Annotated in this window: 3 protein-coding genes; all 3 read left to right on the plus strand. The window is 44.4% G+C overall.

From position 1 onward, the window contains the following. Positions 1-4 precede the first annotated feature (4 nt). From QRN39_RS17650 to QRN39_RS17660, 3 genes are read left to right on the plus strand one after another with little or no spacing between them, the layout of a single operon-like run. Complete coding sequence (locus QRN39_RS17650; protein WP_284907780.1) at positions 5-9094, plus strand: non-ribosomal peptide synthetase/type I polyketide synthase; 9090 nt, start codon at positions 5-7, stop codon at positions 9092-9094. Positions 9095-9114: 20 nt separating this feature from the next. After that, positions 9115-11784, plus strand: coding sequence for a non-ribosomal peptide synthetase (locus tag QRN39_RS17655; RefSeq protein ID WP_284907781.1), 2670 nt, complete (start codon positions 9115-9117; stop codon positions 11782-11784). Then, entirely contained in the window at positions 11777-16282 is a 4506-nt protein-coding gene (locus QRN39_RS17660; protein ID WP_284907783.1) for a type I polyketide synthase, read from the plus strand. The genes QRN39_RS17655 and QRN39_RS17660 overlap by 8 nt, the downstream gene beginning before the upstream one ends. The last annotated feature ends 10 nt before the right edge of the window (positions 16283-16292 follow it).

A 16292-nucleotide genomic window follows, 5' to 3' on the forward strand; every position in this document is an offset into this window, starting at 1 on the left:
GCCCATGGCTTTACAGCCGCAGAAGCTGGATAAACAGAACATTGAAAATATGTTAGGTATCACTACGATCCAAGAAGGACTGCTGTTTCATCATTTAATGGAACCGAACGGAACAGCTTATTTTGAACAACTGCTGATCGAAATAGACGGACCAATAGATCGAGACATTTTTGAACAATCATGGACGAATGTCACCAAACAGCATGAAATGCTTAGAACATTGTTTAGATGGCAGGAACTAGCAAAACCAGTACAAATTGTGCTGAAGGAGCATCAGCCAGACATTCGATATCGTGATTTCACGCAAGCGAAGGAGCCTCTTCATGTGCTGAAAGAAGAGGTGACGGCACAGAACCGAGAAGAACGCTTTGATCTGCAGGAAGTCCCATTCCGCCTGACGTTATGTGAAGTGAATGATGAAGTCAGCTGGGTTCTCATTAGCTTCCATCACATTTTATTGGACGGATGGAGCCTTGGGATTGTATTAAGCGATTGGATGAGTGCATATGAGCGCTTATCGAATGGGGACAAACCTCTTCTGGAACAAAGACCGTCCTACCAATCCTTTGTTAAATGGCAGCAGAAAAACCTTCAACAGACAGAAGCACAAGCCGCCTATTGGAAAAATGTTTTCAACGGATGGAGTTATGCAGAACTGCTTCCGAAGTCAAGCGGCGCATATGAACCTTCAGAAGTGTTTCATCAATATGAACATCAAGTGGATACTTCCATTGCGGAGAGCTTGAGCAAATTCACAAATCAATATGACGTGACGCTGGCATCTGTGATGTATACGCTGTGGGGAGTTTTGCTATCTAAGTATGCGAACCAAGATGATATTGTCTTTGGGACAACAGTATCAGGGAGAAATGCAGATGTCCCTCATATTGAAAAGATGACTGGGCTGTTCATTAACACTTTACCGCTGCGAGTCTCATTCGAACAGGAGCGGCCAATTCTTGAACAGATGCAGGAGGTGAGCCGTGAGATCGCTGTAAGAAATGAATATGAACATACCCCACTATCTGACTTAAAAAAATATGCAGGAATGACTGCAGAGCAATCATTATTCGATTCAATCGTCGTCATTGAAAACTATCCACTAGATCAAATGCTCACGAAAAACGATCAGCCAATTCGTATTCGTGGATTTGAGATGACTGAGCAGACAGAATTCGATCTCACGCTTAGTGTTCAGGCGTTTGATGATCAGCTGCACTTTTCATTGGTATATAACCCTGTCAGCTTTTCAGCTGAGCAAATCGAAAAGTGGTGTCAGCATTTTCTTCATCTCCTGTCTGATGCCTGTGCACATCCGCACAAATCTGCTGCTCAACTACAGCTGCTATCAGAAGAAGAGAAAGAAAAGCAGTTAGCGGTCTTTCAGCAATACGGCGGAGCAACACCTAGCCATGAGCCAACGGTGATTGATCTATTTGAAGCACAAGTGGAGCGAACGCCAGCGGCAGTCGCAGTTGAGTTTGGCGATACGACGGTTACATATGAACAACTCAATAAGAGAGTGAACCAGCTCGCACATTATTTACAAAACAAAGGGGTCAAACAGGAGCAGCGTGTCGGCATTTTAGCAGAGCATTCCATTGAAATGGTGATAGCATGCTTATCGATCTTAAAAGCTGGCGGTGCTTACGTGCCGATTGATCCTGAATATCCGCAGGAACGAATAGAATATCTATTAGAAGACAGCGGAGTAGAATGGCTCTTAACTCATCCAATGAAAGGGCTCACCTATGCCTATCATGGAGAAAAAATTGATATCACGCAGCCGGATCTATACACCGGACCATCAGACAACTTGGCACAAGCCATCACCTCAGACCAAACAGCCTACTGCATTTATACATCAGGAACGACCGGAAGACCAAAAGGAGTACTCATTCATCATCTTGGCTTAGCCAACTATATTGATTGGGCGAAGCAAGTATATGTTCGAGGAGAAACAAGGCATTTTGCTTTGTATACCTCACTGTCCTTTGACTTGACGGTTACTTCTATTTTCACGCCGCTCATTTCAGGAAATACCATCATGATTTATCACCATGAAAACCGGCAGCTACTTGTCGAAGACATCATAAAAGACAACCGTGTACATGTGATGAAACTGACACCATCTCATTTACAGTTTATTAAGCATTTGTCTTTCCCAGACAGCCAAATGAAATGTTTCATTTTAGGCGGAGAGCAACTGGAAACATCTTTAGCGAAATCCATTCAGCAGTCCTTTCCGCAGCCAATTGAAATTGTGAATGAATATGGACCAACTGAAACGGTCGTTGGCTGCATGATTCATCGATATAACCAGGACATTGATCAAGACGTGTATGTACCGATTGGAAAGCCTGCACAGCATACGGATATTCTTCTGTTTGACAGACATATGAATCTCATGCCGGAAGGAGCCGTCGGTGAATTATATATTGGCGGAAAAGGTGTCGCAAAAGGCTATTTGAATCGCCCAGAACTAACCGAAGAAAGATTTGTCGATCACCCTTTCCAGCCAGGAGAAAAAATTTATAAAACAGGTGATGCAGCGCGCATTCTCCCTAATGGTCTCATTCAATTTTTAGGTCGAAATGATGATCAAGTGAAGCTGAGAGGCTACCGGATTGAAACTGGTGAGATTGAATTTTGGTTGAGTGAACAGCCAGGAATAAAAGCAGCAGCTGTTGTTGTAAAGCCAGATGTTTCTGGTACACCATGTTTGGCCGCATATGTTGTCACGACAGCCATACTTGATCAAGCGGCAATAAAACAAGCGTTGGCTGATCAACTGCCGGATTATATGATCCCAACTCACTTTGTTCAATTAGACGATATGCCGCTGACTGCCAATGGCAAACTAGATAAACGAGCTTTACCTGCTTTAAAACAGGCGCAGCAAACGAAAAAACAGGCGGGCTCTGACTATCTTTCTGATACGGAGAAAGTCATTCAAGACATTTGGAAAAAGGTGCTCGGCTTAGATGAGGTAAGTGTTCATGACAAATTCTTTGACATTGGCGGGCATTCACTCAATTTGATCCACGTCAATCAACAGCTCGCTAAGCAATTGAATCAAAGCATTCCAATGGTCGAAATGTTCCGCCGCCCAACGATTAGAGAGCTTGCCGCATATTTAAGCGGCGATTCAGAGCAGACAGCGGCAGACACGCAGCCTGTAAAACAAAAGATAAGAAAAGCCAATGAGCCGATTGCCATTATTGGAATGGCTGGTAAATTCCCAGGTGCGAAAAATGTTGAGGCATTCTGGCGAAATTTGAAGAATGGAGAAGAATCAATTTCCTTCTTTTCCGATGAAGAACTGTTTGAAGCTGGTATTGACCGCCAAACCTTCGAGCGATCCGATTATGTGAGGGCAAAGGGTGTCATTGATGGACCTGATTTATTTGATGCATCCTTCTTCGGCTATTCGCCAGGTCAGGCAGAAATGATGGATCCTCAAATACGTCTCCTGCATGAATACGCCTATAAGGCGCTGGAAGATGCGGGGTATGTACAAGAAGATTATACGGGGAAGGTCGGGTTGTTTACTGGGTCCACTTCGAACTTCCAATGGATTCAGCGTTTTGCCGCTTCCCTTGATAGCAGCATGTCAGAGCTGTTTGAAGTGGGTTCACTCAATGATACGTATACCGTCAGTACAAGAATTGCCCATAAATTGAATTTGAAAGGACCGGCGCTTACGCTGCAAACCGCTTGTTCAACTTCCTTGGTCGCCTTGCATTTGGCCTGTCAATCCATTGCAAATGGTGATTCAGATGTAGCTCTTGCGGGAGGTGTGTCGATCCTGCACCCAGTGAAATCAGGCTACGTTTATCAGCAGAATATGGTGAAATCAAGCGATGGCCACTGCCGCGCCTTTGATGATCAAGCAGATGGAACTGTTGGCGGAGATGGTGTTGGTCTTGTTGCTTTAAAAGCACTTAGTGAAGCCATAGAAGATGGTGACCATATTTATGCGGTTATTAAGGGCTCTGCCATCAACAATGATGGTGATCAAAAGGTTGGTTTCAATGCTCCGAGCGTCGAAGGACAGACACGTGTCATTCAGGATGCCCTGCATCAAGCAGATGTTTCACCAGAGACGATTGAATATGTGGAAACACATGGAACTGGCACATCACTTGGTGATCCGATTGAAATAGAGGCGCTCACAAAGGCTTTCGACACAGAGAAAAAACAATTTTGCCGCATTGGATCTGTGAAAACAAATATTGGACATTTAGATGCAGCGGCAGGAGCAGCTGGCTTGATCAAAGCTGTGCTTTCGCTTCAGCATCACACATTTGTACCTAGTCTTCACTTCAAAAAAGCCAATGAAAACATTGCATTTGAGCACAGTCCTTTCTTTGTAAACACTGAGCTGACCGACTGGAAGCAGCCAGCTTCCCATTTGCGGCGGGCGGGGGTGAGCTCATTTGGAATGGGTGGAACGAATGCACATGTCATCTTAGAAGAAGCACCACAAAGAGATCGTCAGCAAATGCCTCGTTCTGCTGAGCTGCTTGTTCTTTCAGCCAAGAGCAAAACGAGCTTGGAACGAATGAAAGACAAACTCGCAAGCCAAATAGAAAACACACCTTCTATCAATTTGGCAGACGCAGCTTATACGCTGCAAACAGGAAGACAATCCTTTGGTTTTCGTCAGGCATTTGTTGCGGCAAACAGAGAAGATGCTCTAAGAGTATTAACAGAAAAGCAAGGCAAAGGCATTGGAAAGCTCATGCATTCGCATGTGGAAAAGCAAAAGATTATTTTTATGTTTTCTGGACAAGGCAATCAATATCTCAATATGGGATTAGATTTGTACCGGGAAGAGCCTTACTTTAAGAAGCAAATGGATGCTTGTTTTCAAGCATATGAAGAAGCAACGGGACGAAGTCTTGCCCGTATTCTGTACCCATTAGCAGCTGAAACAGAAAAGGCACGTGAACAGTTGGCAAGTACTCAATATGCACAGCCAGCCATTTTTGCCATTGAATATGCCTTATCCATGCTTTTCATTGAATGGGGCGTTCGTCCTGATGCAATGATCGGCTATAGCTTTGGCGAATTAACGGCAGCCGCCATATCAGGGCTATTCAGCTTAAAGGACGCAATGTCCATGGTCGCCTATCGTGCGAATGCGATGCAGTCGTCACCAGCTGGCGTCATGATGAGTGTTCCATTACCTGAGGCAGAGCTAAAACCGATGCTTCCAAACGATATTTCTCTCGCGGTTGTCAATGATTCATCATGTATCGTGTCAGGTCTAGAAGAGGCGATAGGTGAATTTGAACAAGAGCTAAAAAGCAACAGATTGATGTGTATGCGATTAGGTGGAACCATTGCCGCCCACTCACATGTCATGAAGGAGGCAGCGGAGCAATTCGGAGAAAAATTAACGCATATTAACGCCAAGTCGCTTCGTATTCCATTCATTTCGAATCTGTCAGGAGATTGGATGACAGATACGAGTGCGAAGGATATGTCTTATTGGAAAAGGCATATGACCGATACAGTTCGCTTTGCTGAAGGCATCACAAATATTTTACAACAGGACAATATTCAACTAATTGAGATTGGCCCAGGACAAGATTTAAGCGTGATGGTCAACCGGTCGCTGAACGGCTTGAACCAGCATGTATGTCATGTGTTAAGACATGCAAAACAAGATGTGACGGATACTGAATTTTTACTTGGTCAAATCGGACGTTTATGGACAAACGGATTATCCATTGATTGGGACAGGTTCCATCTAAACCGTCAGCCGCGGAAAATGCCGCTGCCAACGTATGCATTTGATCAAACTTCCTATTGGTATGATGCAGCAGATCGTGTGAAACAAGAAAAACCAAAGCAGTCTGGACGAAAGCAGCAAATGGATGAATGGTTCTATACCCCTCATTGGGAAGCGGATCTTTTACCTTGCGTGCCATCAGAAGATACATCTGGCGGAGCCTTGCTTTTGTTTGCAGATCCATCTGCTTTTGGAGAGAAGATTGCGGCTGAGCTCCTGACGAAACGGAACGAGTCCGTAGTGGTTCGTAAAGGAAATGAATTTACGAAGCATGACAAAAATAGCTATACCATTCGGTCACATGAGCCATCTGATTATGAAAGGCTCATATCAAATCTGGCAGATGATGAAATCAACGTGTCGAAAGTTTGTCATCTATGGGGGCTTGCAGAAAGACAGTCATCTCAAACGGAAGAAGAATGGGTGAAGCAAACGCAGCAAGATGCTTATTACTCCTTGCTTTATATCGGCCAGGCACTGAAAAAATATGTGTTGGACCAAAAGGTATCGATTACAGTTCTTTCCTCATTGACGTATGCCGTTGGCGGTGAGCCTGTACTTTATCCTGAAAAAGCGATCCATCTAGGACCTGCGATGGTGATTTCACAGGAAACACCGAACTTACGTTACCGCATTCTTGATATTGATCGCCCAGTGGAAAATGGGGTTCAAGAAAAGAGATTGCTAAAGCAAATAAGCGATGAGCTAGATCGAGCGTATGGACAGCTTCTCACGGTCTATCGACGAAATAAGCGATATGTGAAAAAGTATGCGAATAGTTCAGTTCCTGAAACAGGACAGGCTCATTTGGCTAAAAAAGATGGTGTATACATTTTAATTGGCGGACTTGGGTTTATTGGATTGAATATCGCCCAGACTTTGGCCGAGCAAACGAAGGGAACATTGATCTTAACGAGCAGGTCTGGACTCCCTGATAGAAGCAAGTGGCAAGAATGGCTGTCTACGCATGATGAACAGGATCCAACAAAGAAAAAAATCCAAAGGGTAATGGCACTGGAAGAGACAGGTGCAGATGTTCTCATTCAGAAAGTAGACGTTCGTCACAAGGAAGATATCCAGCAATTGATCAACACAGTGGATGCATCATATGGGCAGATCGATGGCGTGATCTATGCAGCTGGAGTGACAGGCGACCAATCTTTCCAGGTGATGGAGCAAACAGATGTCACTTTTTCGGAGCCGCATTTTGAAGCGAAGATGAATGGTGTGCTTCATCTTGATGCTGCCTTAAGTGATCGATCCCTTGATTTCTGTTTTGTCCTGTCATCTTTGTCACCGATCTTGGGCGGACTCGGTTTTACAGCCTATACAGCTGTGAATCATTTCATCGATGCGTACGTGTATGAACGCAATCTACGTTCAGAAACACAGTGGTCTGTCATTAGCTTTGACGGCTGGGAATTTGAGCAAGGGAAGCAGCTTGATCTTCCAATTGGAGATGATGTCACCGAAACGTTAATTACAGAAAAAGAAGGAAGAATGATCTTTGAACGATTGCTTTCGCTGGATCAAGTGGAACAAATGGTTATTTCGACAACATCTTTACATGATCGTATTCACCGATATGTAGACCGTTTATCCCTTGAGGAAGAGAGCGGCGGAGAGCATGAACAAGATGGCAACCTGTATTCTCGACCAGCGCTTTCCACGAATTATGCGGCACCAGAAACGGAGCTGGAGAAGGCATTAAGTCAACATTGGCAAGCATTCTTTAAGATTGATGAAATTGGCATAGATGATCATTTCTTTGAAATGGGTGGAGATTCTCTAAAGGCGATTACCTTCATTGGCATCATTCATCGTGCATTTAGTGTAGAGCTGACGCTGCCACAATTTTTCCAAATCCCTACGATACGATTAATGGCAGCATATATCGATCAAGCAGATACTGCTGCTTATCATGCGATTGAAAAAGCCGAAGTGAAGGAGCATTATCCACTGTCGTCTGCGCAAAAACGGTTGTATCTCATGCAGCAAATGGATGTAAACAGCACAGGATACAACGAGTTTAAAGCGGGACGAATCAAAGGGAAACTCGATATTAGCAGGTTGGAATGGGCATTTCAGCAGCTCATTAAGAGACACGAAAGTTTGCGGACAGCGTTTGTACTAGAGAATGGCGTCCCTTATCAAAAGATTGAAGAAGAGGTACCATTTGCAGTCACATTATTTGACCTCACTAACGGATCGACACAAGGATCTGAGGAAGATCAAAAACAAGTGATTGAACAATTTTTGACTGCCTTTACGTTAAGTGAGGCTCCATTGATGAGAGTCGGTGTGATGAAGCTGGCAGATGAGGAATTCGTACTCATGCTGGACATGCACCACATTATCTCAGACGGTCTTTCTCAAGATATTTTGGTCAATGACTTTATGCAGTTATATGACGGCAGGACGCTCGAGCCTCTTGCTCTGCAATATAAAGATTTTTCAGAATGGCAAAATGACCTGCTTGCATCAGAAGCACTGAAAGAATCGAGTGATTACTGGAAAAACCGGTTAGAAAGTGCCCCGCTACTTGATCTGCCAACAGATTTCGATCGGCCAGAAGTGAGACAATTCCGCGGCGGACATTATACGTTCCGTATAGAAGAAGCGGAGCTGAACGCGTTTAAGCAGGTGATTTTACAGGAAGACGCCACACTGTTTATGGGCTTGTTAAGTGTATATCAGATTTTACTTCATAAATTAAGCGGACAATCAGATATCACGGTCGGGGTTCCGGTAGCAGGGAGAAAACAAGAGGAGCTGCAGCAAGTGATCGGTATTTTTGTCAATATGCTGCCACTTCGTTTGTATCCTAAAGCAGAGCTGACGTACCAGCAATTCCTGCAGGATGTGAAAGCACATGTCATCGATGATTTCGGACATCAAGACTATCAATATGAACAAATGGTTCAAGACCTCCAGTTAAGCCGGAGTGTCAGCCGGAATCTATTGTTTGATGCTGTGTTCGCCTTGCAAAATATGAATCAGCCAGAACTGAAGGTAGGCGGTTTAACCTTTAGTGATTATCCGTATGAGACAGGAACGTCACGCTTTGATTTACTCTGGATTGCGTATGAGCAGGAAGACGGTCTTTCTTCAACGATTGAATATAATACTGAGCTTTTCACAGAGGAAACCATCGAGCAGATTGCGGGCTTGCTGAAAGACATCATGAGGGCTGTTTCAGTAGATGCTGTAAGAATAGAGGAGATCGAACTGACTTCTTCATTCAAGCAATTAGATGACGTATCTCTTTTCGAATTAGATGACTTGAAAATATAAGTAAAGAGGTGAATGGAAGAGTGATTGAACATGATGATTTTCAACTGAAAGCAGCGGCGAAGGAAAGGGTGTTAGAAAGAGCCTACTGGACATCGATCTTATCAGGTGTCCAGCTTGATGGCCGCATTCCTCATACGGTTTCACATGCCAAGCCTGCTGCAATGAACCGATCGCTTCATTCGTCCTTCCCTGTGGCTATGAATCATTCGTTAAAGCAATTATGTGGAGATTCTGATTTGCGCCTGTTTATCGTGCTAACCACAGCAGCTTTTGGCTTGCTTCAACGTTATAGCGGAAAAACTGAGTTGATGGTGACTGTTCCTACAATGGAACAGTCTGCTAATCAATCCGCCATCAATCATATGCTGCCGCTGAAGGCAGAGATTGAGCCTCATATGAGCTTTAGTGCAGGGCTAGAGGCAGTGAAACAATCGTTTCAGGAGGCAGTGCGTCATCAAAACTATCCTGTTCATATTTTAATGGATGAGCTTTGGCATTCAGCAGGAGAAGACAAGAAGCGTGTCAATCTGGCATGTGCATTTGAGACATTGCATGGGCAAGTTGACAGAGAGCAGCTGCATGCGGATGTGCTTATTGTTTGGAAGAAAGAACAAGATCACCTTCATACTGAAGTTCACTGGGATGCTTCCATTTATGATGACAACATGATGGAGCAGTTCTCCAATCATTTCATGGGATTCACAGAGCAATGTCTCGAAACGTCTGAGCAAACGATGAGCACACACTCATTTTTATCTGATATAGAGAAAAATCAGCTGTTTGATTCGTTTCAAGGGGAGTCGCTCGCTTATCCAGTGGATCGTGATATTGTGTCGTTATTTCAACAACAAGTCCAATTGCATCCAGCGCGAACGGCTGTTGTGTTTGGCACCACCTCCTATACATATGAAGAGGTTGATCATTTATCAGATCGCATTGCGCTTAGACTATCTCAAAGTCAGATAACACGTGAGGCTCCTGTTGGACTCAGAATGTATCGATCTGCTGAACTTGTCATTGCCATTCTTGGCATCTTAAAGGCTGGCTATGCTTATTTACCGATTGATGTTCATCTGCCGATTGAAAGAATTCGGTATATGCTCAAAAACAGCGGCGCTACAGCTATTGTCTCGGATGCAGAAGGACACGAAGGATTGGATGTCGAGGTCCATGTGATTCAAGACATGCTTCAAGAACCATCAATAAAAGAGAATATGACTTGGTCTATCTCGCCTTCGGATATGGCGTATGTCCTGTATACATCAGGTACGACAGGGCATCCGAAAGGTGTCGTTATCGAACATCGTCATGTCATTAATTTGGTATATGGAATGAAAACGCGCTTTTTTGATCTGCTCCCTAATCCTTTGCAAGTAGGGATGCTGGCTTCACACATTTTTGATGCGTCTGTTCAAACATTGTTCCCGGCATTGCTCCTCGGGCATACGCTGCATATTGCCAAAGATGAAGTCCGTATGGATGGGCATGCGTTATGGTCGTTTTACCAAGAACATCACATTCAGCTGTCTGATGTGACCCCCTCTCACTTGAAGCTGATGAACAAGGCAGCAGCGCAATCGAAACAAGACCTGCCAGCATTGAAGATGATGCTGGTGGGCGGAGAGGTGTTCACAAAAGAGCTGATGGATCAATTTTTACAGCATATATCAGGTGAAAAACCAATCATGATAAATGCGTATGGGCCGACTGAATGTACGGTTCAGTCATCATCCTTTTTGATTCCCCAAGACTGGGACGAACAAGTCATTCCTATTGGGCAGCCGATGCCGAATGAGCATATTTTCATATGTGACGCGCAAGGAGAGCCAGTTCCGATTGGCGTCTTTGGAGAGTTATATATAGCAGGCGATGGTGTAGGTCGTGGGTACATCAATCACCCTGATCTGAGCAAGGAGAAATTTATCAAAAAACCAGAGCTGAGCAGCGGGATGTTATACGGTACGGGAGATCTTGCAAGATGGCGGTTTGATGGTTTATTAGAATTTGCCAAGAGAAACGACGGTCAAGTGAAAATTAGGGGATATCGAATTGAGCTAGAGGAAATCCGTAGAGCGATTCTTGATGACCCGCATATGCAAGGACTGATTCAAGATGTCATTGTCATTCCTAAGGAAACGCAGGATCAGGACCAATACATTTGCGCATACATGATGGCAAAACAAGTGATAGATCAGCGTGCGCTTCGTCAGTCTTTAAGTGAAAGATTACCAGGTTATATGGTGCCGAGACATGTCATCCAAATAGAGCAATTTCCTTTGAATCTATCAGGGAAATTGGATATCCAAGCACTACCGAATCCAGAAGATCAGCTGTCAAAAAGTCAAGAGCCTGTGACCATTCAAGCACATAATGAAACAGAGCAGAAGCTTGTTCGCATTTTCGCCTCTATTTTACAAGTCCCTGCTTCGCAGATTCGTATAGATGAACCGTTTTTTGACTTAGGCGGGAACTCTTTTAATATCGTTGAGTTGTCCAATAAAGTGAAAGAGGAATTTCAGCAGGAGCTGACAGTGATGGAGCTGTTCCAATATACAACTGTTTCGCAAATAGCTACGCAATTAAAAAACAAAGCATCAGGGCAAGAGAAACAGATCGAAGATGATGGAGAAAATGAAGCGGATGACTTAGAAAGTGCCGCTCAACTGTTAGGCGGGATGATAGATGAGTAAGTTCACAGGATTAGAGGTTGCAGTGGTTGGGATGGCCTGCCGTTTTCCCGGAGCAAAGAATATTCATCACTTTTGGGACAACCTTGCAAATGGAAGAGAGTCCATTACGTTCTTTTCGAAGGAAGAGCTGCTTGAGGCAGGGGTTGAGAAAGAAGCATTGGATCATGAGCAATATGTACGTGCCAAAGGAGCAGTTGATCAGCATGATCATTTTGATGCAGATTTCTTTGGTTATTCACAGCGTGAAGCAGAAGTAATGGACCCGCAAATCCGCATGTTTCATGAGGTGGCGTGGGAATCTCTTGAAGATGCAGGCTATAACCCTGAAACCTATCAGGAACCGATTGGTTTATTTGGAGCCGCTTCTGCTAATTTATATTGGCAAGCTGCTTCCATGCTGATGAGAACGAATCATTCATCCGAACAATTTGCGGCTGTTCAGTTAACAGATAAAGATTTCATGAACACAAAGGTATCTTATAAATTGAATTTGAAGGGGCCGAGCGTAGCTGTTGATACAGCTTGTTCTTCCTCTTTGACTGCCATTCATATGGCGGCGCGTGCCCTGATTACTGGAGAATGTAAAATGGCACTCGCAGGCGGCGTCACCATTACGACCCCTCACAAAAAAGGATACATGTATCAAGAAGGCATGATCATGTCGCCAGATGGGCACTGCCGGGCTTTTGATGAACAGGCAGAAGGCACTGTTGGTGGTGAGGGCTGCGGTGTTGTTGTGCTCAAATCATTAAAGCAGGCACTAAAAGATAAGGACCATATCTATGGCGTGATTAAAGGGTCAGCCTATAACAATGACGGCGGGCGGAAGGTTGGCTACACAGCACCAAGCATAGAAGGACAAAGCGAAGTGATTAAAAAGGCACTCAACATCAGTCGTGTAGAAGCTGAGAGTATTTCTTATATTGAAGCACACGGCACCGGTACAACTCTTGGGGATCCGGTTGAAATTGAGTCACTAAAGAAAGCCTTTCAAACGGATAAAAAACAGTTTTGTGCGATTGGGTCTGTGAAAACCAATATTGGTCATCTTGACTCAGCCGCAGGGATTGCAGGTTTTATCAAGACAACGCTTAGTCTGTACCATCAGACGCTGCCGCCTAGCCTTCATTATAAAAAACCGAATCCGAAAATTGATTTTGAATCAAGTCCATTTTATGTCAATACAACACCCGTACCATGGATGAAAACAGGGCAGCCGCTGCGTGCTGGAGTTAGTTCGTTTGGAGTCGGTGGAACGAATGTACACCTGATCATGGAAGAGGCACCCGCCGCCGACAAACCGTCAGTAGAAAGAGATCATGAACTAATGGTGATTTCTGCAAGATCGAAGCAGGCGGTTCAAAAATCGGCTGAACAAATGACATCTTATTTAAAAGAACAAAAGCGTGTCACACTATCCGAGGCTGCCTTTACACTGCAAGAGGGACGAAAGCATTTTCCTTATCGACAAGCTTTTCTTGCAGGGCCTGACCGCACATTCCAGTCAGCTGGACAGCCGCAAAAGGCCTTTCAACAGCCGGCAGTTGTCTGGATGTTTTCTGGACAAGGTGCTCAGTATGTGAATATGGGCAAGGATTTATATGAGAAAGATCCTGAATTTAAACAAACGCTTCAGAAATGTTTTGCCATCATTTTATCTTTATCAGGTGTTGAGATCGAGAACGTGTTATATCCAACAACCGAAGAAGAGTTCATAAAAGCAGAACAACTCATACAGCAAACATCATATACACAAATCATCTTGTTTAGTTTTGAGTATGCGCTCGCATCGAAGCTGATGGGACTAGGCATACGTCCGCATTATTTCATTGGTCATAGTATTGGAGAAATAACAGCTGCCTGCGTGGCCGGTATCATACACCTCGAAGATGCAATCCGGATCGTTTTAAAAAGAGGCAGTTTGATGCAAAAAATGCCTCGGGGTGAAATGGCCGGAGTGTCACTCCCTGCCGAAGAGATTGAACATGATCTTCCAGAGGGTGTCGAGCTTTCTGCGGTGAATAGCTCACAATTATCTGTTGTTTCCGGTCCTCCAGAACGGTTACAGATCTATCTCGAACAAGCTGAAAAAAGAGGAGCTTCTGTCCAAACATTGAAAACCTCTCACGCCTTTCATACGAGTATGATGGCTGAAGCGTCCGTACAGTTTAAGAACGCTCTCTCAGAGATCACCTATCAGCAGGGCGAGGTTCCGATCCTTTCGAATGTGACAGGAAGCTGGTTAACAAATGAGCAAGCCTCATCGCCTGATTACTGGGCATCTCATATCAGGCAGCCTGTTTTATTTAGTCAAGGATTAGAGACGTTACTTGGACTTGGTGAAGTGGTTTTCATTGAAGTGGGACCAGGTCATACGTTGACTCAATTTGTGAGACGACATGATGACTATGATGTGAACAAAGCAGCGGCTGTTTCATTGGTGAGACATCCAAAAGAACAAGCTGCTGATGATGAATATATGAAAAAGGCTATAGGGAAGCTGTGGAGTTTTGGAGTGGAACCGAACTGGAGCGCTGTCAGAAAAGAAAAGACCCCATATCGAGTGTCACTGCCAACATATCCATTTGAGCATCAAATATTCCCCTCTCCGCAGTTTAAAGCGGATCAGCTGATGAGCAATTTAGCACCATCAGAAATGGGGGAGACACTCTCCGCTGATTTTCAAGACTGGTTTTACATTCCGGTATGGGAGCGCTCTGCACCTGTACTAAAAGAGCAGCATCATCAAGGGAAGCGTATCTTGGTTTTTGAGAAAAATGGTCATATTGCCGCTTATTTGAAAGAGCGGCATGCAGAGGTTGTCAGCGTCTGTCAAAGTGATCATACGATCAAAGAAAATGACCAGGTGATGAAGGCTGACGTTCATATGCTGTCACACTTAGAGTGGGTGATGGCTGAACTGCAGCAATCTGGATTTATACCGGAAGAGATCATCTGGATGCATGATGAACTAACAGAAGATACAGGTGATCAGCCGAACTACTTATCTGTACTTGATCTCGTCAGGCTGATCAGTCAGCATCATAACACAACCATCCGTCTTCACCTTGTGACAAACCAAGCGCATGATGTTATCGGGATGGAGAAGGTCAATCCTCTTCAAGCAACATGTACTGGATTAGCTCTGACCATTCCTCAAGAATATCAGCATATTGCGTGTCAGCACATTGATTTATGTCAGGAAACAAAGGCGGACTGGCCGCTATTTCTTTCATATGAGGTTGCAATGCACGATCAAGAGGCAGTCGTGGCGTATCGGGGGAACAGTAGGTGGGTTCGAAAAGCTTCAAGTACACCTTTAAGGAAAGAGGAATCGTCCACACAGCCTATCAGGACTCATGGTGTTTACCTCCTGACCGGCGGTATGGGAGGCATTGGTTTCACACTAGCTCAACATTTAGCAGAAACGTATCAAGCAAAACTTGTGTTCCTCAGCCGATCACAAATACGTGAACGCTCTGCATGGCATGAGCTGCGTGATGCGGATGGGAAAGAAGCTGAAACCGTGAAAAAGCTGATGACTCTTGAAGAGTTAGGAGCTGATGTACTAACTGTACACGGTGATGTGTCAGATAAAGACGCCGTGCAGAAAGCGATCCAGCTGGCTCATACATCATTTGGTGATTTACATGGTGTCATCCATGCGGCAGGAGAGGCAGATGGGAAGATCATCCAAGCAAGAACAGCAGACGATGAAATTCGCATGTGTCAGGCAAAAATCAACGGGACCTATGTGCTGGATGAAACACTCAAGGATGAAACGCTCGACTTCTTTTTACTTTGTTCATCCCTAGTGTCCTTTCTTGGAGCGGCTGGACAAGTGGCTTATGCCGCTTCCAATGCTTTTATGGACAGCTTTGCTCATGAGAAGAGGCAGGAAGGAAAGCCAGTGATTTCTTTAAACTGGGATCGATGGGAAAAAGTCGGTATGGCACACAACTCAGCATTAGCGGCCAAAGTCAATGACATGATGACGCTCGAGGAGCAGGCGGGAATTTCACCAGGTGAAGGAATCAAGGCCTTTCAGGAAGTGCTGCGTTTAGATTATCCGCAAATTCTTGTTTCTGTTCGAGACATGGGTGAGAGAATGAAACACCGATTAACACCTATGCAGCAGGAAGAAGAGTCGACTCAACAAATATCGCAGGTCATAGATGATCGTCTAGAAGCATCATTGTGTGATGTACTCAGCTCCTTTTTTCCTCATGAACCGGATGTGAATGAGAACTTCTTTGAAATGGGTGCGACATCCCTTGATTTACTGCAGATGAGCGGTCATATTAAATCAATTTATGGTATAGAGGTTCCAGTGGTCATGATGTATAGTCATCCAACGATTGCGTCATTGGCTGCAGAACTGAAGAAGATACATGGAGTGAAGGAAGAAAAGCAAGCTGTCACTGAGTCATCTAATCTCCGCAAACAGGCGATGGCAGATGGGAAGAACCGCCGTAAACAGAGATTAAAACGAAAATAGATGGGAGAAA

Source organism: Bacillus sp. lyk4-R2A-2 (assembly GCF_030209735.1).
In the GTDB taxonomy this organism is placed as follows: Bacteria; Bacillota; Bacilli; order Bacillales; family Bacillaceae; genus Bacillus; species Bacillus pumilus.